Genomic DNA, 21666 nt, shown 5'->3' on the forward strand with positions numbered 1-21666 from the left:
CTCGCCCTCGATCCGACACTCATCGAGGAGCCGCCGCTCGAAGGCGTCGGTGCGCTCGTGGGCCTCCTCCACCGACCAGAACTCGGGAACGACGATGTGAGCATCGACGTGCGTGAATCGTCCCGCGCGGATCGCCCGCAGGTGGTGCAGGCGAATGATCCCCGGCGCGCGGACCGCCTCGCCCGCCTCGAGGATGCGGCCGAGCAGACCCGAATCCTCCTCGTCCAGAAGGGCGCGGGCGGAGTGGCGGACCATGAGGAAGCCCGTGCGGGCGAGGTGGATCGCGATCGCGTAGGCCACGAGCGGATCGAGCCAGGCGATCCCGGTCAAACGCACCAGAACAAGACCGATCACCACTCCGATCGTCGTGTAGAAGTCCGAGAGCACGTGCTGCCCGTCCGCCGTCAGGATCAGCGAGTTCGTCTTCCTGCCGGCGCGAATCAGGAAGAGGCCGAGGAACATGTTCGCGACGCCGGCCGCGACCGTGATGAGGATGCCGAGGTCGACCTTCTGCACGGGGGCGCTGTGAATCAGGCTCTCTGTGGCCTTGTACGCGATCAGGACGGCCGCGAAGGCGATCAGTCCCCCCTCGAAGGCGGCCGAGAAGAACTCGATCTTGCCGTGGCCGTAGGGGTGGCCGCGGTCGGCCGGCCGGCCGGCGAAGAGGATGCTCCCGACGGCGAAGGCCGCGGCCAGGACATTCACGATGCTCTCCAGCGCGTCCGAGAAGATGGCGGAGGAGCCGGTCATCTTGAAGGCCGCGAACTTGGCCGCCATGAGGATCGCGCCGACGCAGAGGGAGGCCAAACCGGCTGCGAGGCGGGCGCGGTCCGCGCGTTCTAGGCGCACGACGGGGATCCTCCGTCCCGCGGGACGATGGAGCCGAGACGCCCCGCGGCTCTCACGGGTGGGTCACTTCCTGTCCGCCGCGAGCAGATCGTCGAGCGCCTGGAGGAGGCGGATGTTCTCGGCGCGCGTGCCGACCGTGACGCGCGCGCAGTTGGCGAGACCGGGGCCGCCCATCGGGCGGATGATCACCCCCCTCTTCTGGAGATCGAGGAAGAGTGGCTGGATGTCTCGGCCGGGCTCGATCAGGATGAAGTTCGCCACCGACGGTGTGTGCGCGATCTTCCTCCGTCCCAGCTCCGCGTGAAGAAACGCGAGCTCGGCGATATTTTGAGCGCGGCATCGGGCCGCCCAGGGCTCGTCCTCGAGCGCGGCGAGCCCCGCGACCTGGGCGAGATGAGAGATGTTGAAGGGGGAGCGGATCTGGTTGAGATTCGCGATGGTCTCCTCGCTCGCGAAGGCGTACCCCGCGCGGATCCCGGCAAGGCCGTAGATCTTCGAGAAGGTCCGCAGCACGATCACGTTGCGCCCCGCGCGCACGTCATCGAGGCAATCCGGATAGTCGCCCGGCTCGACATACTCGTGATAGGCCTCGTCGACCGCGACGAGGACGTTCTCGGGGATTCGATCGAGGAAGCGATCCATCTCGGTCCTGGTGACATAGGTGCCGGTCGGATTGGACGGATTCGCGATGTAGACGAGCTTCGTCTTCGGCCCGATCGCCGCGGCCATGGCGTCGAGATCGTGCCGGCGGTCGGCCGTGGCGGGCACCGCGACGCCCCGGCCGTTGACCGAGGCGACGGCGATCGGGTACATCACGAACGATTGCTGCGAGAAGACCGCCTCGTCTCCGTCGGCCAGATGGGCGCGGGCGATCATCTCGATGATGTCGGTCGATCCGTTTCCGAGAATCACCCGCTCCATGCCGAGCTTGAACCGCTCCGCGATCGCCTTCCTCAGGTAGAAGCCGCCGCCGTCCGGGTATCGATGCAGCTCGGGCAGCGCCCGGCGCATCGCCTCCAGAGCCAGGGGCGAGGGCCCCAGGGGATTCTCGTTCGATGCGAGCTTGATGATCTCGTCCTTGATCCCCAGCTCCCGGCGGACCTCCTCGATCGGCTTGCCCGGGACGTAGACCATCATTCCGCGGACGTAGTCGGGGATCTCCGGTCCTCTAAGCATGGCGTTCCTTCCTCCATGAACCGCCGGCGATTATCCCGCCGGGAGCGGCGCCGTTCAAGGGCGGGGATGAGAAGCTCCAGCGCGCCGAGCGCGAGGACGAGCAGGGCGGCGAGCAGGAAGAGGCGGAGTCCGGCGCCGGGCCTGATCGACACCACCGGCACAAACAGGAGTTTCATGCCGGCATCGCGGACCATCGCGAAGGCCGCGTAGGCAACCCCGCACATGAGGACCCCCATGGCCAGGTGGACGGCGCCGGCGAGCCGTCGCCTCCTCCCGCGGATGGCGACCGCAAGGCTCGCCGCGACCATCCCGGCGAGGGAGATCGAGAGCAAGAGCGCGGCCCCCGGACTGCGCGAGATCCTCCATACGATGAATGCCCGGCCGCACGCCCAGGGAAGGGTGAGGGCGTAGGTTGCGAGAAGAAACGATGGGATCAGGCCGACCAGCGGCAAGAGAGCGACTCGGTTGCCGGCCGGAAACAACGCAGGCAGGCGTCGCCTCGACATGCCCCCTTTGGAGTCGGGCGGATGGACGCCGGGTTCCCCGATCGTCTCTCCCATCGGAGCGAACTCGGCCGGTTCCTATTCGCGCTTGGGAAGGCCCTCGACCCACTGGCCGAGGAGGGCGATGCGGCTCTGATCGGGCTTCGGTCCCAGGTAACCCGCCATATAGGGGCACATCTTGATATAGAAGAGGAGGAGGACACGGCCGTCCTCGAGATCGATCTTCTGGATCGGACTGTCGCGGGTCGGCATCGAGGCGATCTTCCCCAGCTTCTCGACGTTCTTCTCCGTGAGCGGCGGGCGGTTCTTGCGCAGAAGTAGCTCGTACTCGCCCGCCGAGTCTCGGAAGCGCATCGAGTAGACATCGGTCATCCCGTGGATGCCGAGATACGGCTTCACGCTGCGCGTCTCGCTGTCCGAGACCCGTTCTCCGTGAGGGAAGAGCCTGAAGATCGGCATCGGCTCGAGCCTGGTCGGCAGCAGCCGCGCGAGCGCCTCCGCGCACGCGAGCGTGGAGTCGCGCGTCGTCTGCGTGACGATCCGGGCATAGTAGGGTCCGTCCCAGAAGGAGAGAAGGCCGCTTTGCCAGGCCCCACCGGAGCCGAGCTTCAGGCTCTCCGCCGTCGGGCTCTTCTCTTCCCCGAAGATCGCCTCGGCTCCGTTCGAGGCGCTCATCCTGTGAAGATCGATGGTGATCGACGGCAGACTTTCCGACGGGCGACGGATGGAGAGGGCGGCCGTCTCGAGGACGCCGTTGCGCAGATAGGCGTCCGCGCCGCCGTTGATGTAGTCCCACAGCCGGTCGGCGGGATAGACGGCCACCTCGCCGTCCATCACGAAGCCATCAGGCGGATCGAGGCTCCGAAGCAGTGAGCCGACATCCGCCGCGCCCGCCGCGATCGCGGCCAGGGTCAAGGCCTGAAGCATGTTCATCGTCGCGCGCCCTCCTTTGGTGAGAGTAGCGTCCCGGGGGGTGGCGGCACCAGACGCTGGTTCGCAACCTCATGAACTGCTATAATGATAGACAGACGTGTCATACCGGAATCGGCTCCGGCCAGGCCTGCGCAATCCCCTCGCAACGAAGGAGGAAACGATGTCCTCGAGGTCCTTCGCGCCCGCCCATCTCTGTGGTGTCGCTCTGATCCTGGTCCTCTTCGCCCTCGGGGTCGCCGTGGGCCAGACGGGGGCGGCGCCCTACCTGGTTCCCGCGGACGTGGGTGTGGAGCGGGCCGCGGACTTTGGCGGAATCCGCTTCGAGGGGCTCTCGGGATTCCTTGTCGACATCGATGCCGCCAAGGTCTCAGCCGTCGAGGATCTTGGAGCCGTTCCGATCGCCCTGGCCCCCGGGGAGACCTGCTGGGTCTACCTGGTCGAGGATGGGCGCATCGCCGAGTTCGAGCCGCCCGCCCGCGTGCTCCACCGGTCCGGTCATGAGGTCTTTCTGGCGACCGACGGCGCCACGCCGATGCTGACGGCTTCGTCTCGGTCTGCCCTCCAGGGACTGAAGCAGCCCGTCCGGATACCTGACGAGCCGCGCCCGCTCGCGAGGCGCGTGGATGCGCCGCCTGCGCAGAAGCTGAACGACCCGCTGATCCAGCAGATGGTGAACGAGCTTACCCAGACGAGCTTCGTCGCTTCCTGGCAGCCGCTCGACGACTTCGAGACGCGCTACACCTTGGCGCCCCAGAGCGAACTCGCCACGCAGTGGATCCTCGACCAGTTCCGGTCCTATGGGCTGAGGGCCGAGTTCCACTACTACCAGCAGAGCGGCCAGAGGAGGAACGTCATCGCGACGCTGCCCGGGTACGTCGACTCGACGCAGGTCGTCTACATCTGCGGCCACATGGACTCGATCAGCGACACGCCGACGGTCTGCGCCCCCGGCGCGGACGACAACGCGAGCGGCACGGTCGCCGTCCTCGAGGCGGCGCGGATCATGAGCCAGTACCAGTTCCAGTACACCATCAAGTTCGCTGCGTTCAACGGCGAGGAGCAAGGGCTCCTGGGCTCGGCCGCCTATTGCAATGACATCTCGAACGCCGGCGAGAACGTCATCGCGGCGTTCAATTGCGACATGATCGCCTACCGGGGCACCGACACGGGGCTGCCGGACCTCGTGATCTATACCAACACCGCATCGCAGGCGCTCGCCACGACGATGACCAACGCGATCAGCATGTACGTCCCCAACGCGCTCGAGCCGATCGTCCACGTGGAGGCCCTCAGCGGGAGCGATCACGCCTCCTTCTGGTCCAAGGGATACCGCGCGATCTGCTCGATCGAGGACGAGGCGTGGGGAAGCGACTTCTGCCCCTGGTATCACACGTGCAACGATCGGATTGAGCGCTACCCGCAGGACTACTGCACCTACTGCGCGCGGGCGAACCTCGCGGCGGTCGCGATGACGGCCGTTCCGTTCGCTCCCGCGGGGCCGTTCCTGGCGATGGGAAGCGTCGTCGTGGATGACGACAATCTGGGCGGCTCGAGCGGCAACGGCGACGGCATCCCGAACCCGGGCGAGACGATCCAGCTCACCACGACGGTGCGGAATCTCGGGCTCTCCGCGGCGACGGGGGTGAGCGGCGTCCTCCATCCGGCCAGCTCCTACGCGGCCGCGATCGACACCGTCTCGGCCTGGAACGACATTCCGCCGAGCGGCCAGGGCCAGAATCTGACTCAGTTCCGCTTCCAGGTCGCGGGGGATGCGCCGGATGGGGAGGACCTCGACTTCACCCTGACGATGACCGACCAGACGGGCGACCATCCTCTGACCTTCTCGCTCCAGGTGGCGGCGCCTTTCCTCGCATACCGCTCGCATGTCGTGGATGACGCGACTCATGGGAACGGCAATGGCGTTGCCGATCCCGGCGAGGTTCTTGTCCTGCCGGTGACACTGGCAAACACCGGCGGGCAGGAGGCCGCGAGCGTCGTCGCTTTGATGTCCACGACCAGCGGGCGCTTGACGATCATCGATGAGAGCGCCACGGCGGCGCTGATCCCCTCCGGCGGCCAGGGAGTCCTCGCGCCGGGCTACCGCGTCGCCGTCTCGGCGCTGGCCGTCGACGGCGAGGACCTTGCGATGACGCTTTCGATCACCGCGGGCAGCGGCTACACGACGCAGACCAGCTTCGAGATCCGCGTCGGCAGCTTCTTCGTGGACGAAGTCGAAGCGGACGCAGGTTGGTCGCTGTCGGTCCCTGACGACAACGCGACAACCGGCCGGTGGGTCCGGGTCGACCCGAACGGAACCCAGCAGAGCGGCCAGCAGGTCCAGCCGGAGGACGATCACACCCCGGCGCCCGGGACGATCTGCTTCGTGACCGGCCAGGGTCAGGTGGGAGGGAGCGCGGGCGAGGCCGACGTGGATGGCGGGAAGACGACGCTCACGAGCCCCGTCTTCAATCTCCTGAATGTGGTCAACCCTCGGGTCACCTACTGGCGCTGGTACACGAACAACCTCGGGAACAATCCCAACGAGGACACCTGGCTGGTTCAGGTGTCGAGCAACGGCGGGACCTCGTGGGTCGACCTCGAGAGGACGACCGTGTCCGCCAACAGCTGGCAGCAGAAGTCGTTCGTCCTGAGCAGCTACATCACTCCCACATCTCAGGTCGTCTTCCGCTTCGTGGCGAGCGATGTGGGCGCCGGAGGTTCGCTGGTGGAGGCGGCCGTGGACGACTTCGAGATCGATGGCACGCTGAGCCCGGTGAATGCTCCGGATGCGGAAGCGCGCTTCACGTTGAGTCTTGGCGAGGCGCGTCCGAATCCGGCGATCGGGGGAGCGACGATCGCCTTCGCGCTCCCGAGGGACGGGCATGCGCTCGTGCGCGTCTTCGGCGTCGACGGGCGGCTCGTCCGCACGCTTGCCGATGGCGGCTACACGGCGGGCCCTCACGAGATCGTCTGGGATGGGCGAAACGACGCGGGCAAGCGCGTGGGCCCGGGCCTCTATTTCTACAAGCTGGTTGCCGAGGGACGCGAGATCAACAAGCGGGTGACGATTCTGCGATAGACGGCGGTGACTGCCTCTAGGAAGCGGGCAGGCGCGGTGCGAGTGCACCGAGGCCTGCCCGCTTCGCTGCTCGGGACACTTGGCGCCGGTTGCGTGGGCACGCAGCGGGCGGAACCTTGCTCTACCGCGCCGTCACGAGCTTGCTGGTCGTAGTGGCGCCCACGGTGTCCAGACGCAGGAAGTAGACGCCCGGCGCGAGCCTTCGATCGATGGAAGCCGCTGCGACTCCGGCGGGTCTCACGCCCTCTGTCAGCGTCAGAACTCTGCGCCCGCTCGCCTCCAGGAGATCGAGACGAACGGGTCCGGGTCGATCGACCCGGTAGTAGATCGGCTCCCCGGGACGATGGGGCTGCGTCGTCCACAGCCTTTGCGCGGGGGAGGGGCGCATCGCGTCGGCGAAGGCGGGATCCATCCTGCGGAGCTCCGTGTTCGCGTGGGTCCATCCCACCGAGACCTGGACCGGGCGGGTGACCTGGTAGTATCCGTCCGCGCGGACCGTCATGGTGAAGTCTCCGAGCTGCATCAGCCGCCAGAAGCCTCCGGATCTCGGATCGGTCAGCCGGGGGCCGACCGCGGGATCGTGCGCCTCCTCGATGCGAACCTCCGCCACGAGGGGAAGTCCCGTCTCCTGGTCGGTCACCTTGCCGGCAAGTCCGGGCCCCGCGGCGGCGCGGGCGAGAAGATACATGCTTCCCCTGCCGACGCGCGCGGCGACCGTGTCGACCATCTTCCCTTCCCACCAGGGGGTCAGGGCGATCTCCATCAGCAGGGCGCACGCGCCGGTGTTCGCATAGACCCAGTTCTGCTGTTTGGGAAGCACGTTGCGGGACGGGGTGTTGCCGTTGTAACGGAGGCTGTCCGCCTCCGCGCGCGTGTGGAGCGCCAGATTCTGGCTGATCGCCCTGTAAGCGGCGGAGTCAGGTCCGTAGCGGCCGTTCGCGCTGTTTCGCCACGGCCAGTAGATGACATTGCCCGGTCCCGTCGTGAAGGGGGAGTGGTAGTCCATCGTCAGGGCGGGACGCTCTCGCCAGATCAGGTCGCGGAGAGCGACGACTTCCTGCTCGGAGAAAGCCCCGGGCCCCTTGTAGTAGTAGCTCGACGTGGAAGTGGAATCGTCCTCCTCCCACCGGAAGTCCCAGTTGCGGTTGAGATCGACTCCGTCCTCGGGACATGTGAATGCCGCGTTGTCATCGTTGTCGCGGAGGTTTTTTCTCCACAGCCTCCAATCGGGCGCCTCGCTGAAGACCATCGTGTGTCCGTCGACGTTGACGATGGGAACGAACCAGATCTCCAGCGCGTTGACGTACGACGCGATGACGGGGTCCTTGGAGTAGCGGTCGAGAAGGCGGTCCATCATCCAGATGATCGCATTCGTGCCGTTGGCCTCATTGGCGTGCTGCGCGGCGTTGAAGACGATCACCGGTTCCTCTTCGTGGACGCCCGCGTTGTCGGAGATCCTGGCCGCCCAGATCGGCAGCCCGAGCACTCCGCTGTGACCGATGACCTCTCTGTGGAAGATGGCGGGATGAACCGCCTCCCAGTGGGAGAAGAGCGAGTCGATCTCGCCACAGGAGACGTAGCGCGGATCGGGGGCGGAGGAGACGGAGATGGGAAGCAGAGCCAGGGCCGCGGCGGCCGCGATCCAGGACAGGATCCTTCTGCATTCCGATGTGGTTCCCATGGGTCGCCCTTGGCTACCTGATTCTAGCCCATCCGGGGAGTGGGCGCATCATGGGAGTGAGCGCGTTCAGGGAGTGAGCTCTTTCAGGTCAGAGGAGGCTCGGGCATGGGGGCGATGCGTTCGCAGCGGCCGGGGGGAAACGGACGGGTCGCTGATGTAATATGATCCGCGTCTCCCACGGGGCGCCCAGACCGCTGGCGTTCCAGGCCTGTCGCGGCCGGTCGCGAGTCGTGGAGCGCGGCCGCGCGCAGAGGACGAGCGTAACCGGATCGATCGCGAGGATCGATTGCGAGGTGCTGAGATGGAGTTTCAAACCGTCACCGTAGAGAGACCCGAGGACACGAATGTCGTCATCGGGCAGTCGCACTTCATCAAGACCGTCGAGGACGTCTACGAGGCGATGGTCAACAGCGTCCCGGGGGTCAAGTTCGGAGTCGCGTTCTGCGAGAGTTCCGGCCCCTGCCTGATCCGCCACACGGGGACCGACCGGGAGCTAGAGGAGATGGCGGTCGCGAACGCCCTTAGGATCGCCGCGGGGCACACCTTCATCGTGATCATGCGCATCGCATGGCCCGTCAATGTCCTGGGCGCGCTTCGGGCGGTTCCGGAGATCTGCGGGATCTTCTGCGCGACAGCCAATCCGGTTTCGGTCATCGTCGCCGACGACGGCCAGGGGCGGGGCATCATGGGCGTGATCGACGGCCTGAAGCCGAGGGGGGTGGAAGGGGAAGCCGATCAGCGGGAGCGCCACGCCTTCCTGAGGAAGATCGGCTACAAGCAGTAGGGCTAGGCGCCGGCCGGGAATCAGGCTACAATTGGACAAGGGCCGCTTCTTGAGAGGTGCAACTTGCCTGGTCCCCTTCCCGGTTCGACCGGCACCCGTCCGGTCCGTGCCTTCGACTCCGGCCGACCCCGGACCGCCGCGGTCCGCGCGACCGGCGTCGTCCCCGGCCTGACCGTCTGTCTGGTCGCCTGCCTGGCCGCCTGCCTGGCCCTCGCCTGCGGGGCCGCGCGGGGCGCAGACATCCCCGGCCATCTCCATCCCGACTGGTCGGCGGTTCCTTACGAGCCGTTTCCGATCAATGGCCAAGGAGTCCCGAATCCGGTCCTCACGGCGATCGACGTCACCGATGTCTACGCCTACTTCGTCGCTGACCCGTTCCTGATGAAGGTGGAGTCCACCTGGTACATGTTCTTCGAGATCCATACGACCATCGATCGGCGGATCTCCCTCGCGACGAGTCTCGACGGGCTGGACTGGACATACCAGGGAGTCGTCCTCGGCGGGGGCGTGAACTACTCCTTCCCGTTCGTGTTCCAGCATCAAGGCCGCTTCTACATGGTCCCGGAGAGCGGGGCGGATGACGACATCGAGATCTTCGAGGCGACGAGCTTCCCGTACGGATGGACCCCCGTCGCGACGATCCTGAGCGGAAGGCACTATGTCGATCCGGTGATCGTACGATACCAGGGGAGATGGTGGCTCTTCGCCGGGATCAGCGGCAGCGCCGCATGCCATCTCTTCTACTCGGACCAGCTCCTGAGCGGCTGGACCGAGCACCCGATGAGCCCGATCGTCCCCAACAACAACGCGAAGGCGAGACCCGCCGGCCGCTTCGTCGTCTTCTACCCGGATCGCGTGATCCGCCTTGCACAGAACGCGAGCGTCCCCGGGAGGCGGTCGGTGAGGGCGTTCGAGGTCGATGCCATGACGCCGACGACCTATGTCGAACACGAGATCCCCGCAAGCCCGATCCTGGGCCCGAGCGGGTCGGGCTGGAACGAGCTGGGGATGCACCACTGCGATCCGTGGTGGGTGGAGGATCGCTGGATGGCCGCCGTCGATGGCATGGACACCGATGGGATGTGGTCGATCGGAATCGAGTTCTCGCGACAGCTTGCCTCTGCCGATTGGCTCCCGACCTCGGGCGGGGAGGAGGCAGACCGTCTCCAGGTCTTCCCGAATCCCTTCTCGAACGCGGCGTCGATTCGCGCTCCGGCCGCTTCGCGCGATGGGGGGATTGCCCGGATCCTGATCTGCGACGCGGACGGCAGGCTCGTCCGCAGGCTGGCCTTCACCCCGGGGAAGGCGGGCGACGGTGTCGTCCACTGGGACGGGAAGGACGAGATGGGACGAGATGTTGGCGCCGGGACCTACTTCCTCGATGCGGATGGCGACGGCGGGGCGTTCCGCGGACGCCTCGTGCGGATACGCTGAAAGGCGCGCCGCTTCCGCCCATATCGCTTCTCCTTGCCTTCATGCCGGTGTATGGTGGATGCGCTCATCTGGCCCGGGGGCGTCGCGCCACTTGAGGAGGTGCTCCGATGTCGGTTGCGCAAGGCTCGAGTGCGGGGAGGTTGTTTCCGAAGAAGACCCAGGGCCTCCGCAGCGCGTCGATCCTTGCCGTTCTGGCGCTCATCATCGAAGGGCTCTTCGCTCACCGCCCTCTCAGCGCGGCGCGCGCGGGCGTGATCGAACCTGTGCTTCAAGCGGAGCTGTCCGCTCTCGCGCCCTCCGATCACATCAACGCGCTCTTCTTCCTTCACGAGCAGGCCGACATCCCCGCTCTGGACGCCGAGCTCAAGCGCTCCCGCGCGACGCGACGAGAGCGGCATCGCAGTGTCGTCCAGGCGCTCCAGGCAACGGCGCGGGCAAGCCAGGGGCCGCTCCTCATGGAGTTGGACAGGCTTGCCGCGCGCGGCGAAGCGATCGACTACGCGGCCTACTGGGTCACGAACCTGGTCGTCGTGCGCGCGCCTCGCGCGACGATCGAGGACCTGGCCGGCCGTACGGACATAGCGGCCGTCGCGCCCGGGTTGCGACCCGTTCAGGATCGGATCACGCCGCACCCTCCCGGCGCGGCCGAAGGAGAGCTCGAGCCGCTCGCGATCGGAAGCGACTCTCGGGGAATCGGCGTGTCCCAGGGACTGCGGGCGATCAACGCGGACAGGGTCTGGCGCGAGCTCGGCATCAACGGCGCAGGCGCGCTCATCGGAATCCTCGACACGGGAGTCGACGGCCATCATCCCGCGCTCAGCGGCCGGTGGCGGGGAAATGCGGGGCATCCATGGCAGGAGTGCTGGCATGACGTCGTCGGGGTTCCGAGCGAGTATCCCAACGACGACGGATCCGGGCACGGCACGCATGTCTTGGGCACGGCGGCGGGTCTGGGGGCGGCGACCGGGGACACGATCGGCGTCGCGTGGGCCGCTCAATGGATCGCGGCCAACGCGATCAGCCAGCCTATCGGATCCGACTTCGACTTCGATGTCTTCGAGTGCCTTCAGTGGTTCGCCGACCCCGATGGCGACGTCAACACGGTCGATGACGTTCCCGACGTGCTCGTGAACGCCTGGGGCGTCAGTGAGGCGTTCGGGCGATACACCGATTGCGACAGTCGCTGGTGGCCGGCGATCGACAACTGCGAGGCCGCGGGCATCGTCCTGGTCTGGACCGCCGGGGGGGACGGGCCAGGGACGGGGACCATCCGCTCGCCCGCCGATCGCGCGACCAGCGTGTACAATGCGTTCTCGGTGGGCTCCGTCGATGCGGCGCACTCGGAGTTCCCCTATCCCATCACTTTCTTCTCGAGCCGCGGTCCGAGCGGATGTCCGGTCGCCGATCCTCTCAGGATCAAGCCCGAGGTGGCTGCCCCGGGCGTCGAGATCTACTCGAGCTACCCCGGCGGCACTTATCAGATATGGAGCGGGAACGCGATGGCGACCGCCCATGTGGGCGGGGTCGTCGCGCTCTTGCGCTCGGCCGATCCCGATCTCGAGGTCGATTCGATCAAGCAGATCCTGATGGAGACGGCCCGCGACGGAGGCGAACCCGGCGAAGACAACGCATACGGTTGGGGAACCATCGACGCCTACGCGGCGGTCCGGCGATGCGCGTCGGCGCTCGAGCAGGAGGGCGGTCCTCCCGACCGGTGTCGGATCCTCGCGGCGCTGCCCAATCCGTTTACCTCCGGGACGACGCTGAGATATCGGATGGAGATTCCCGGGCCGGGGGAGCTGGCGATTCATGATCCTGGCGGACGAATGGTGCGAGCGATCCCGATCGGCCCGATCTCCGAGGGGGACCACACGGCGGTCTGGGACGGCCGGGACCAGTCAGGGCGACCTGTCCCGACCGGCGTCTACTTCTCCCGCCTCAGGTTGCCGGGCTGCCGCGGCCAGATGAGATTGCTGCTGGCGAGGTAGCAATCGGGCGCGGAGTCCAGGGGCAGCCCCGCGTCATCGGATGTGGGTCAGGCTTTGTCAGACGCGCCGCGTGGCCTGGCGCCCCCGGGACCAAGCCGGGCCGACCAGACGCGCGAGGCGAGCGTCTCTGATGAGATCAAGCAGCTCCAGAGTCCACTTCACGACGGCGGCTGGCGTCGTGAACTACTTGCTCAGAGACCACTTGAGCTGAAACTCGACCTCCTCCTCCGACCCGCCGCGCTCGTGCTCGATGTTGATCGTTGCTGTGGGAGGGATGGAGATCCGCTCCCCGGCCACCTGCAGCCGGAAGCGTTTGCCTTGCTCGATGCAATCGGCCAGGCGGCGTAGCTTCGTCGCGAACTGCTTCGGGGGATAGTCCTTCTCGATGTCTCTCTTCGCCTTCTTTAGTGGTGCTGCCATGTTGTGGGCTCCGTCTCCTCAGAGTTGGTTCTTGGAAGTCCCCGTCCGGTGTCGAGACCGATGTCCGGATCTTCTCACAGGGAATGCGGCCGCGAGAACCCCACCCTCGAGGCGCTGGACCTCGCGTCCATGCAGGTCGTAGTCGAGAGCAGGATCAGGACAGCCGCGAGCAGGAGCCTCATCGATCCCTCCAGGTGTCGGTTCTCTGAGAACGAGGCAAGACAGTGGGCGCGTCACATTGTAGCAGGCCTCTCGCGGGGGGCTATGGCCCGCCGCACAGAGGCCCCGCGGGCGAGGAGGTGACGGGTGGCACGGTCCTCGGGCCCGGTGGAAGCCTCGCGGTGGCGGCGGATAGAATAGCACCGTGCGGCGGCCAGGTGTGAGAACAGCCGCCGCAAGGGAGGGAAACTGTCATGCTTCTGGCGCGCAGGATGGCGGTCGCTACCGCCACGGGGATCTGGATGGTCGCATTGTCCACGGCGGCGATCGCGGCGACCGGGGACGCTCGCGGGTTGACAGCGACCGGGCCGGCCGCAGCGGCTCAGCCCGTCGTCCAGCCCCCTCTGCTCGACCGTGTGATGCGCGAAGGGACTACGCCGCTGCCGACTCCGCTTGATTCCGGCGCAGTCAGCGTCGAGACGGCCCTGGCGCGACGGCGATCGGTGCGCGAGTTCGCGGAGCGGCCGTTGACAGCGGCCGAGATCTCTCAGCTCCTCTGGGCGGCCCAGGGCGTGACCAGCACTGATGGGCGCCGGACCGCGCCGTCGGCCGGGGCGCTCTACCCGCTCGAGATATACGTCGCCACAGCCGAGGGTGTGGGCCATCACCTGCCGGCAGGGCACCTCCTGGAGCCTCGCCTCTCGGGTGACCTGCGATCCCGCCTCTCGCGCGCGGCGCTGAGCCAGCCCTCGGTCTCCGCCGCGCCGGCGATCTTCATCATCACCGGCGTTGCGGAGAGAACCAGGGTCAAGTACGGCGACCGGGCCGAGCGGTACATCTGGCTCGAGGCCGGGCACGCCGCTCAGAACCTGCTGCTGCAGGCGACCGCCCTCGGTCTGGCGGGCGTGCCGATCGGGGCTTTCTCGGACGAGGCCTTGCGGCGTGAGCTCAACCTCCCGAACGGCGAGATGCCCCTCTATCTCGTCCCGATTGGCGCGCCGCGGTAGGGTCGTGGGGCGGACCGGCGCTGCGCGAATCTGCGGGGCCGGGAGAAGGCGCTAGGTCTGTTTCAGGAGGCGAGACACTACCGAGCCACCACGATCCGCTCTCCGGCTGCGCGCCCACCGGCGGCAGCTCGCGCGAAGTAGGCGCCCGCCGGCGCTTGCCGCCCGCTTCCGTCCATTCCATCCCAGCGGACGACGCGGGCGCCCGCAGACATGCGCTCATTCGCGAGCTCGCGAATCAGCCGGCCCGCCGCGTCGTAGATCGCAAGGCGCACGGGACCCGGCGCTGCCACCTCGAGCCGCAAGCTCGTTCCCCCATCGGACGGATTCGGCCAAACCGACAGCATCTCGATTCTGGTCGCTGGCTCCGGGTCGCCGAACATCCCCGCCGCGGCAGGGCACTGGGTCGGCACTGTGAGGAGCCCCGCGTACCCATCGGCGAGGAAGACATGGGACTCGTTCGCGGCCAGTCCAAGGGAGACATCTATGCCCCCTACTCCTCCCACGAGGAAAGGCGAGTCGGGATCAGCGATGTTCACCACCTGCAGCCCCGCGTTCTTCCCGGCCAGGTAGGCGTAGTGGCCATCCAGAACCACTCCGAGAGAAGGGTCGGGCGTCGGCGCGTATCCACGCATCGCTGGAGACGCCGGATCTGACACATCGATCACGTGCAATCCCCCGTAGGTGTCATCGGTGACATAGGCCAGCCCATCGCGCACGGCGACGGACCGGGCGCGTCCAGCGATCCCGATGGCGCCGACGACGACAGGATTGGCCGGACTGAGCGCATCGACGACCTGCAGCCCCGCGGGGCCGTCCGCCACATAGGCGTAACGATCGGACACGGCCACCGAGTGCGCGAAGCCGCTGTCGGGCAGACTCGCGGTCCCCACGATCTGCGGCGCCGCCGGAAGCGTGCCGCCCACGATCAAGAGATCTCCTCCCGGGCCGTCGGCGACGAACAGGTGGGAGTTCCCGGCTGCGATCCCGTGAGCCGAATGGGGCGTATCGAGGTTTGTGATCACCGAGGGGGCCGATGGGTCAGCGACATCGACCACGACCAGGCCACTGAGCGGTCCCCCCCCGACATAGGCGATATCGCCCAGGACGACGACCTCGTTCGTCGTGTCGGGAAGCGTGGTTCCCCCGAGCGGAGCGGGGAAGGCGGGATCCTCTATGTCCACGACCCAGAGCTGCTTGAGCCCCGAGTTCGTGAGATAGGCCCGGTCTCCCGATACGGTCACCGAGCGCAGCACGCCCGGCCCATCCCATCTCCCGACGATGTCGGGAGAGCGGCGGTTCGAGATGTCGAAGATCTGGAGCCCGCCCTGCCAGGCGGCCACGTAGGCATAGTCGTCGCGCGCCGTGACTCCGATTGCGTGGCTCGTCGTGTCGATCCATCCGATCTTCGTCGGGCTCGACGGCGTCGAGATGTCGAAGACGTAGAGACCGTTCGCCTCATCAGCCGCGTAGAGATAGGCGCCATCGACCTTGAGCCCGCGGCAGTTGCCGCCGGTGTCCCGCGCCGTGATCCGGATCGGGGTCGTGGGGCTCGTGATCTCGGCGACGACGACCCCCATGTACCCATCTGCAATGTACAGGTAGTCACCGCTTACGGCGGAGTCGAAGGCGCGATTGAATGTGTCGAGCCCTCCCACGATCTGCGGCGCCGCCGGATTGCCGACATCGACGACCACGATCCCCGTGTGGTCGTCGGCGACGTAGGCGTAGCTGCCGCGGACCGTGACATCGAAAGCGAGATCGGGCGTGTCGACGAATCCGAGCCTGGATGGGGCCGTGGGGTTCGAGACATCGATGATCAGAAGACCGCTGTATCGGTCGGCGAGGTAGGCGCGCGTGCCCGAGACCGTGAAGCCATAGGCGTAGTCTCGGGGAGGAGATGCGGCAACGACATGGGCCGAGGTGGGTATCGAGACATTTACGATCACGAGCCCCGCTTCGCCTGAGGCCAGGTAGGCATAGTCGCCGGCGACCTCAACCTGGTAAGCGCGGCCGGGAATGACCACGGAGTGGGCGATGAACGGGGCGGCGGGGTCCGAGATGTCGACGATCTGGAGCCCGCCCAACCGGCTGTCGGCCACATAGGCGTAGTTCCCACTCACATCGACGCCGTACGACTCCCAAGGCGTGTCGACGGAAGCGACCCAGTGCAGGTAGTCGCCGTAGTCGATGCAGTCCGCCCGCACGGCTTCGGAGCAGAGGATGGTCGCAATGACGCAAGCGGCCATCTTCCAATGGGTTAGCCGTCCCTGGCGGTTGATGTCGCGGACGCGGGGATGCATGCTCCAGGTCTCCAAAGCCTACTTCAATCATACTCCTCGCGGTCCTTCTGGAGAAGGTCATCGAACGGGGGTTTGAGCGGCTGCCTAGTAGCGCGTCTTCTCTTCCGGCGTCTCCTGGCGATCCCGCGGGCGCAGTCCCCAGAGTTTCCTCCGGATCGGATCGAAGAGATGCGGGAATCGGATGCTAAGCGGCCAGAGTCGAGCCTGCCTCAGCAGGACGCTGTGCAGCGCCGGCCCGACGAGCGAGAGAACCACGCCGAGGGCAAGGCCCGCCAGGGCATCGACGCCATAGTGGAATCCGCCATAGACGGTCCCCAGAAAGATCCCGAGCGCCAGAGTTCCCATGAGCAGCGAAAGCTCCCTCTCGAAGCGGAGCGTGACGCAGAAGACGGCGACGGCTCCGGCGACGTGAGAACTGGGGAACGCCGCGCCCTTGCTCGCGCCCGATTCGAGGACGCGGTGCACCAGGGGCGGGAAGAAACCCGAGATCGATGCTTCGCGCGGGAAGACGTAGTACGGTCCCGCCACCGGGAAGAAGATGAAGATGAGATAGCATGTGAAGAAGGTAAGAAGCATTGTGCTCGCGAAAACCCGGCAGACCTCTTCCCGTCCCTTGAGGTAGAGCCAGAAGCCCACGATCGGGACAAGAAGGTAGTACATTATGTAGGAAAAGTGCAAGAACTCGTCGAGCGCCCTGCTAGGGATCCAGTCGCGCAGGAAGACGCTGGGGAAGAGGCCGAAGACAGCCTTCTCCCACTGCAGCACCTGCGCGTCGAAGAAACCGCTCCATATGATCCGGTCCAAGACCCCGACTTCTCGATAGAAGAAGGCGAGAAGCCAGAGGGCGTAAGAGTCGCGAAAGAACATCAGCAGGATGTGCCCGCGCCGCGGAACGAAGCGCATCAGCAACGTCGCCGCGAGCAGTCCCAGGTGGATCAGAAGATAGGTGCCGCCCCCGTTGACGCGGTCGTGGCCGATCGCGAGGATGATCCCCGTCACGGTCAGGTAGATCGCGGCCAGGATGTCCATCGGGGTGTAGCCGCGCAGGCGGGGGTGCTCGATCGGGATTACCGAGCGGCGCGCAGCCAGCCTACGCTCTGGTACCACCTGATCGTCTCCTCCATTCCTTCTCGGACAGTTACGCGGGGCCTGAATCCGAACTCCGCGCCGGCCTTGTCGGGAAGACAGACCCAGGCGCGCTGGCGGAACTCATGTATCTTCCCCAGACTCATCAAGGGAGGCCTGCCCCCGAGACGCGCCGCGATCTCCCCCAGTAGTGCGGCCAGATAGGCGGGCACGAGGGGGAGGCGGATGCACCGGGGGCGAACGCCGAGGATCGAGCCCGCCAACTGGCCGATATTCTGCCATGTATGCGGCTCGCCGTCACTCAGATAGTAGATGCCGCGGGCGCAGCTCGAGAGCATGGCCTCGACCGAAGCCCTCGCCAGGTCTCGGATGTGGATCAAGCTGAAGAGGTTCCCCTTCCGCGGCGGCATGAGCAGCCATCCGTTCTGGATCCAGCGAAGAAACCGCAGGATCGCCTCGTCCCGCGGGCCGTAGATCGCCGGAGGACGGATGATCACAACACGCGCGCGGTCCCCGAGGATCTCAAGCCGCCTCTCTCCATCGAGCTTGCTCTGCCCGTAAGGGCTCACCGGCCTCGGAGGATCGTCCTCGCGGACGTGGGGAACCGGGCCGCGATCGAACGAGGGGACCGGGCCGCCCGCGGAAAGGCTGCTGCAGTAGAGAAAGAAGCCGGACCCGTCAGCCTGACCCGCGTCGAGGAAGGCGCGCGCCAGCGACTCCGTGCCATCGGCATTCGCTTCATGGAACTCCCGGCTCGTGCGGGCCGTGATTCTCCCGCCGAAGTGAAAGACCGCTCCCACGCCCTCCGCCGCGCGTCGCAGCTTCTCCGGCTCTCGCAAATCGGCCTCGATCCGGTCGACTGACTTTCCCTCCAGCCAGCGCAAATTGCTTGATGAGCGAACGAGGACCCTCACAGACAGGCCCGCGGCCAGCAGGTGGTCCACCACGTGGCTGCCGGCGAACCCCGTGGCGCCCGTGACGAGCGCGATTCCCCGACTCACCGCGGCCTCCCCGAGCCGGTCCCGTCCTCGCCGCTCAGCGGCGCGCGGGCCTCTCGTAGAAACGGTAGGTCTTGTACAGCTTGGCACCGATCCGCTCGAGCGGACGGCACATCGCGATGTTGTCCTCCAGCACCCAGGAGAACTCTCCCTGATGGTAGCTCTTGCGGAATCCGTTCTTGAATAGCTGGAGGTAGAGAAGGATGTCGAGCCCCTTGCCGCGATGCTCGCGTAGCAGGCCCAGGGCCAGGACCCGAATCCGCCTGATCCGCCTCGCGTGGTAGAGGATCTTGAGAAGACCGAAGGGGAAGAGGCGGCCGTTCACATGCCTGAGGGCTTGATTGACATCCGGCAGCGCGAGGGCGCATCCGATCGTCTGGCCTTCCTTCTCGAGAAAGATGATGAAGTCCGGATCGACGACCGGCTTCAAGGAGACGGCCATGTGGGCGATCTCCTCGTCGGTCATCGGGACGAAGCCCCAGTTCTTCTCCCAGGCGTTATTGTACAAGATGCGGAATCGGTCCACCTCGGAGCTGAACCGCCGCATGTCGAGCGAGCGAACGATGACGTTCTCGCGGCGCGCGATCTCGTCCGCTATGCGGAGGATCCGGTCGGGGATCTCGTTCGTCTCGAGGAAGAAGGCATAGATATCCTTCGCCTTGACGAAACCGGCCCCTTCGAGGAGCGCCGGGTAGTAGCGCGGATTGTAAGGCATCATCACGCAGGGAGGGGAGTCGAAGCCGTCGACGAGCATCGCGCACTCCTCGTTCGTCGAGAAGCTGGCGGGCCCGCGGAGACGATCCATTCCCCGGTCGGCCACCCAGCGAGAGGCGGTCTCGAGGAGCGTTCCCGCGACGACCGGGTCATCGACCGATTCGAAGAAGCCGAAGAAACCGGTCTTCTCGTCGGCGATGAGATTGTGGTTGCGGTTCACGATCGCCGCGATGCGGCCCACGGGCTTTCCTGAGCGCCAGGCGAGGAAGAGCGCGACGTCGGCATGAAGGAAGAAGGGATGCTTGGAAGGATTCAGCATCTTCTTCGTCTCGCCGATCAGGGGCGGCACCCAGTTCGGGTCACCGCTATAGATCTGCCAGGGGAGAAGGACGAAGCGGTGGAGGTCGCGTCCCCCTTCCACTACTCTGATGTCGATCTCAGGCACCGGCATGGAATCGCAGGATAGGTCCGAATCGCCGGACGCGGCAACCCGAAAGCGGCGCATGTTGGGGGGCGGCCGGGAGCGACCGGGCGCGGCCGGCGACCAGGGTACGATGGCCCGGGGGTCCAGGGATCCCGCCAAGGCGATCGCGGGATGATCGGAGGGACAATGGCGTTTGGCGACCGGGGTGTAAGGGCGCTCGTGACGCTTCACGAGCGCGAGCTGCGGGCCTTCGCGTCGGCCTGGCGAGAGGCCAGGGCGAAGGGAGTCGCCCTCCCGGCGACCGACGATCCGGACTACGAGAGCATGGAGACTCTGCTGCACCACATCCTGCGGGCGTCGAGAGGGTATCTCACCTGGATCTGCGAGGTGCTCGGGAGGCCTGATCCCGGCGTTCCCCCCGCGCCCGAGGCCGATGCGGTCGAGGCCGAGGCCAACTCGTACATCCACAACCTCTGCGAAGCGTGGAGAACGCACATGGCCTGGATGCCGCGGGAGGTGGCGGATAGCCCGGCGAGCTATCTCTCGCGTTGGAAGCACCCATACACGATCGATGCGATGCTCGAGCACGCGGTCGTTCACCCGATGCGCCACCGGTTCCAGCTCGAGGAGCTGATCGGAGCGCCTGCGCGCTTCTAAGATCCAGTCAGGGAGTCCGGCTTCATGTGATAGACTCTCGATGAACTGACGACCTCAAACGAAGGGGATCATGGAAGCTTACGACCTGAGAGCCGAGATAGCGAGAGCGAGCGCCTCCTCCTTCCAGGAGGGGATGCCGGACCCGTTTCAACCACTTGATCGACTAATCGAGGCGGTTGAAGAAACCCGCCAGACGCAGGGCCTCGCCGAGATCTCCGGCGAGGCCCTCTTGATTCAGCCGGTGCAGCCGCCGGCCTATTACCTCCACGGCTTCGCCCTCGCGAGGCTGGGACGGACGGAGGCAGCGGCCAAGACGCTCGCCTCCCTCTGCGGGAAGCTCGAGCAGGAGTCGCGCTGGGAGACCCTTGCCGCGCTTCTTCCCAAGATCATCGAGGCGGCCCCGACCGTCGAAGCGGCGCGCTCCTTCGCGAAAGTCGGCGAGACGCTCGGGATCGGCGGGCTCGACCGCGAGACGCTGAAACGCGTCTATGACCTCTACCCCGACGAGGAGCGGCTCGCCTATCTCATGGGCGAGAGCGCCGCCGCGGAAGGGAACCCGGAGGATGCGCTGGGCTACTGGGCGGAGAGCCTCGAGGGGTTCGTCGCCTTGAAGAAGTACGATCGGCTCGAGGAAGCGCTCCTGAAAGTCGTCGAGTCGGAGAGCGTCGAGCATCAGCGGCATATCTTCAATGTCCTCCGCCGTCTGATCGACCAGAATCAATGGGCGCGATTCAACACGCTCCTCGATCTGACCCTTCCCGGGCTGAACAAGACCGGGCTCATCGGGGATCTCTGGAAGCTCATCCTCCACGCCTTCGCCAAGGCCCCGGAGACGGCAGGCCTGCGCAAGTGGGTTCGCACGCTGGCGCCGGAGGCATTCCCGGCGGCGGAGGGGATCCTCGATCTCCTGGGTCGATCCGGGGTGCTCGATCCCCAGATCAAGGCCGAGACTTCGATCCAGCAGCTCGAGACCCTGCTCGAGTACGCGCCCGGCTACTATGTCCTCCACGCATCCTGGGGAATCGGCCGTGTTCGTCTGAATGACGGCGACACATTGGTTCTCGACTTCAAGGAGAGCAAGAATCACAGGATGAAGCTGACCTTGGCCCGTCGCGCGCTCGGCGTCCTGGATCCCGAGGACCTCCGCGTCATCCAATCGGAGGATCCAGAGGCGTTGAAGCGCCTCCTGCGGGAGTCTCCCGCGGATGTGATCGTGCGCGCGCTCCGGATGACGCGCGGCGAGGCGAGCGCTCAAGATCTCCGGCGGACCCTGGCCGGACAGGGAATCGTGCCGGCGCAGAGCTGGACCGGATTCTGGAAAGAGGCGCGGGCCGCGATGGAGGACGATCTGCGCCTCGACCTCTCTCAGAGTTTCCGGCAGATCTACCGCCTGCGCGCCGAGAGCGATGACGTGAAAGGCTTGACCCCGCTCCCGATGATCGAACCGCGCCGGGGGGTTCGCCCGAACCTGAAT

The 21666-nt window shown here is 66.4% G+C and carries 16 protein-coding genes; 7 read left to right on the top strand and 9 right to left on the bottom strand.

Annotated features, from left to right (window positions below; translation table 11 throughout):
- The 4 genes from FJY88_05340 to FJY88_05355 all read right to left on the bottom strand — a co-directional run.
- A partial coding sequence (locus tag FJY88_05340) for a cation transporter (protein ID MBM3286759.1) occupies positions 1–849 on the bottom strand: 849 nt, incomplete at its 3' end.
- 63 nt (positions 850–912) lie between these two features.
- Positions 913–2025 carry a histidinol-phosphate transaminase gene (locus FJY88_05345; protein ID MBM3286760.1) on the bottom strand — a complete coding sequence of 371 codons (1113 nt, stop codon included), beginning with the start codon at positions 2023–2025 and terminating at the stop codon, positions 913–915.
- The gene (locus tag FJY88_05350) at positions 1983–2585 is read right to left on the bottom strand and encodes a hypothetical protein (protein ID MBM3286761.1); all 603 of its coding nucleotides are present in this window, start codon (positions 2583–2585) and stop codon (positions 1983–1985) included. The genes FJY88_05345 and FJY88_05350 overlap by 43 nt, the downstream gene beginning before the upstream one ends.
- A gap of 21 nt (positions 2586–2606) precedes the next feature.
- Positions 2607–3461, bottom strand: coding sequence for a hypothetical protein (locus FJY88_05355; protein MBM3286762.1), 855 nt, complete (start codon positions 3459–3461; stop codon positions 2607–2609).
- Positions 3462–3621: 160 nt separating this feature from the next.
- Between FJY88_05355 and FJY88_05360 the strand changes: the two genes are divergently transcribed.
- Positions 3622–6540 (top strand): M28 family peptidase, encoded by a 2919-nt coding sequence (locus tag FJY88_05360; protein MBM3286763.1) that lies wholly within the window; start codon positions 3622–3624, stop codon positions 6538–6540.
- 121 nt (positions 6541–6661) lie between these two features.
- Here the strand turns inward: FJY88_05360 and FJY88_05365 are convergent, their stop codons facing one another.
- Positions 6662–8221 carry a hypothetical protein gene (locus FJY88_05365; GenBank protein ID MBM3286764.1) on the bottom strand — a complete coding sequence of 520 codons (1560 nt, stop codon included), beginning with the start codon at positions 8219–8221 and terminating at the stop codon, positions 6662–6664.
- 301 nt (positions 8222–8522) lie between these two features.
- Between FJY88_05365 and FJY88_05370 the strand changes: the two genes are divergently transcribed.
- The 3 genes from FJY88_05370 (at position 8523) to FJY88_05380 (ending at position 12427) form a co-directional block, all read left to right on the top strand.
- Positions 8523–9005, top strand: a complete 483-nt coding sequence (locus tag FJY88_05370) for a hypothetical protein (GenBank protein MBM3286765.1) — start codon at positions 8523–8525, stop codon at positions 9003–9005.
- Positions 9006–9068: 63 nt separating this feature from the next.
- Positions 9069–10439, top strand: coding sequence for a hypothetical protein (locus FJY88_05375; GenBank protein ID MBM3286766.1), 1371 nt, complete (start codon positions 9069–9071; stop codon positions 10437–10439).
- A gap of 107 nt (positions 10440–10546) precedes the next feature.
- Positions 10547–12427, top strand: coding sequence for a hypothetical protein (locus FJY88_05380; protein ID MBM3286767.1), 1881 nt, complete (start codon positions 10547–10549; stop codon positions 12425–12427).
- Positions 12428–12610: 183 nt separating this feature from the next.
- Here the strand turns inward: FJY88_05380 and FJY88_05385 are convergent, their stop codons facing one another.
- Positions 12611–12847 (bottom strand): amphi-Trp domain-containing protein, encoded by a 237-nt coding sequence (locus FJY88_05385; GenBank protein ID MBM3286768.1) that lies wholly within the window; start codon positions 12845–12847, stop codon positions 12611–12613.
- Positions 12848–13425: 578 nt separating this feature from the next.
- On the opposite strand from FJY88_05385, the gene FJY88_05390 reads away from it, so the two are divergent.
- Entirely contained in the window at positions 13426–14013 is a 588-nt protein-coding gene (locus FJY88_05390; protein MBM3286769.1) for a SagB/ThcOx family dehydrogenase, read from the top strand.
- A gap of 77 nt (positions 14014–14090) precedes the next feature.
- On the opposite strand, the gene FJY88_05395 is transcribed toward FJY88_05390, so the two are convergent.
- The 3 genes from FJY88_05395 to FJY88_05405 form a co-directional block, all read right to left on the bottom strand.
- Positions 14091–16313 (bottom strand): hypothetical protein, encoded by a 2223-nt coding sequence (locus FJY88_05395; GenBank protein MBM3286770.1) that lies wholly within the window; start codon positions 16311–16313, stop codon positions 14091–14093.
- 84 nt (positions 16314–16397) lie between these two features.
- Positions 16398–17420, bottom strand: coding sequence for a hypothetical protein (locus tag FJY88_05400; protein ID MBM3286771.1), 1023 nt, complete (start codon positions 17418–17420; stop codon positions 16398–16400).
- The gene (locus FJY88_05405) at positions 17381–18622 is read right to left on the bottom strand and encodes an NAD-dependent epimerase/dehydratase family protein (protein ID MBM3286772.1); all 1242 of its coding nucleotides are present in this window, start codon (positions 18620–18622) and stop codon (positions 17381–17383) included. The genes FJY88_05400 and FJY88_05405 overlap by 40 nt, the downstream gene beginning before the upstream one ends.
- A gap of 1084 nt (positions 18623–19706) precedes the next feature.
- Between FJY88_05405 and FJY88_05410 the strand changes: the two genes are divergently transcribed.
- Positions 19707–20192, top strand: a complete 486-nt coding sequence (locus FJY88_05410; GenBank protein ID MBM3286773.1) for a hypothetical protein — start codon at positions 19707–19709, stop codon at positions 20190–20192.
- Positions 20193–20262: 70 nt separating this feature from the next.
- Positions 20263–21666 (top strand): hypothetical protein (locus FJY88_05415; protein ID MBM3286774.1); only part of this gene is annotated, 1404 nt, incomplete at its 3' end.

This window comes from Candidatus Eisenbacteria bacterium, from assembly GCA_016867495.1.
GTDB lineage: Bacteria > Eisenbacteria > RBG-16-71-46 > CAIMUX01 > VGJL01 > VGJL01.

What these genes read in the sequence shown, in the direction of transcription:
- FJY88_05355 (MBM3286762.1), bottom strand. Translation starts at nt 3,461, where the DNA reads ATGAACATGCTTCAGGCCTTGACCCTGGCCGCGATCGCGGCGGGCGCG.
- FJY88_05410 (MBM3286773.1), top strand. Translation starts at nt 19,707, where the DNA reads ATGATCGGAGGGACAATGGCGTTTGGCGACCGGGGTGTAAGGGCGCTC.
- FJY88_05390 (MBM3286769.1), top strand. Translation starts at nt 13,426, where the DNA reads ATGCGCGAAGGGACTACGCCGCTGCCGACTCCGCTTGATTCCGGCGCA.
- FJY88_05380 (MBM3286767.1), top strand. Translation starts at nt 10,547, where the DNA reads ATGTCGGTTGCGCAAGGCTCGAGTGCGGGGAGGTTGTTTCCGAAGAAG.
- FJY88_05385 (MBM3286768.1), bottom strand. Translation starts at nt 12,847, where the DNA reads ATGGCAGCACCACTAAAGAAGGCGAAGAGAGACATCGAGAAGGACTAT.
- FJY88_05365 (MBM3286764.1), bottom strand. Translation starts at nt 8,221, where the DNA reads ATGGGAACCACATCGGAATGCAGAAGGATCCTGTCCTGGATCGCGGCC.
- FJY88_05370 (MBM3286765.1), top strand. Translation starts at nt 8,523, where the DNA reads ATGGAGTTTCAAACCGTCACCGTAGAGAGACCCGAGGACACGAATGTC.
- FJY88_05350 (MBM3286761.1), bottom strand. Translation starts at nt 2,585, where the DNA reads ATGGGAGAGACGATCGGGGAACCCGGCGTCCATCCGCCCGACTCCAAA.
- FJY88_05345 (MBM3286760.1), bottom strand. Translation starts at nt 2,025, where the DNA reads ATGCTTAGAGGACCGGAGATCCCCGACTACGTCCGCGGAATGATGGTC.
- FJY88_05395 (MBM3286770.1), bottom strand. Translation starts at nt 16,313, where the DNA reads ATGCATCCCCGCGTCCGCGACATCAACCGCCAGGGACGGCTAACCCAT.
- FJY88_05360 (MBM3286763.1), top strand. Translation starts at nt 3,622, where the DNA reads ATGTCCTCGAGGTCCTTCGCGCCCGCCCATCTCTGTGGTGTCGCTCTG.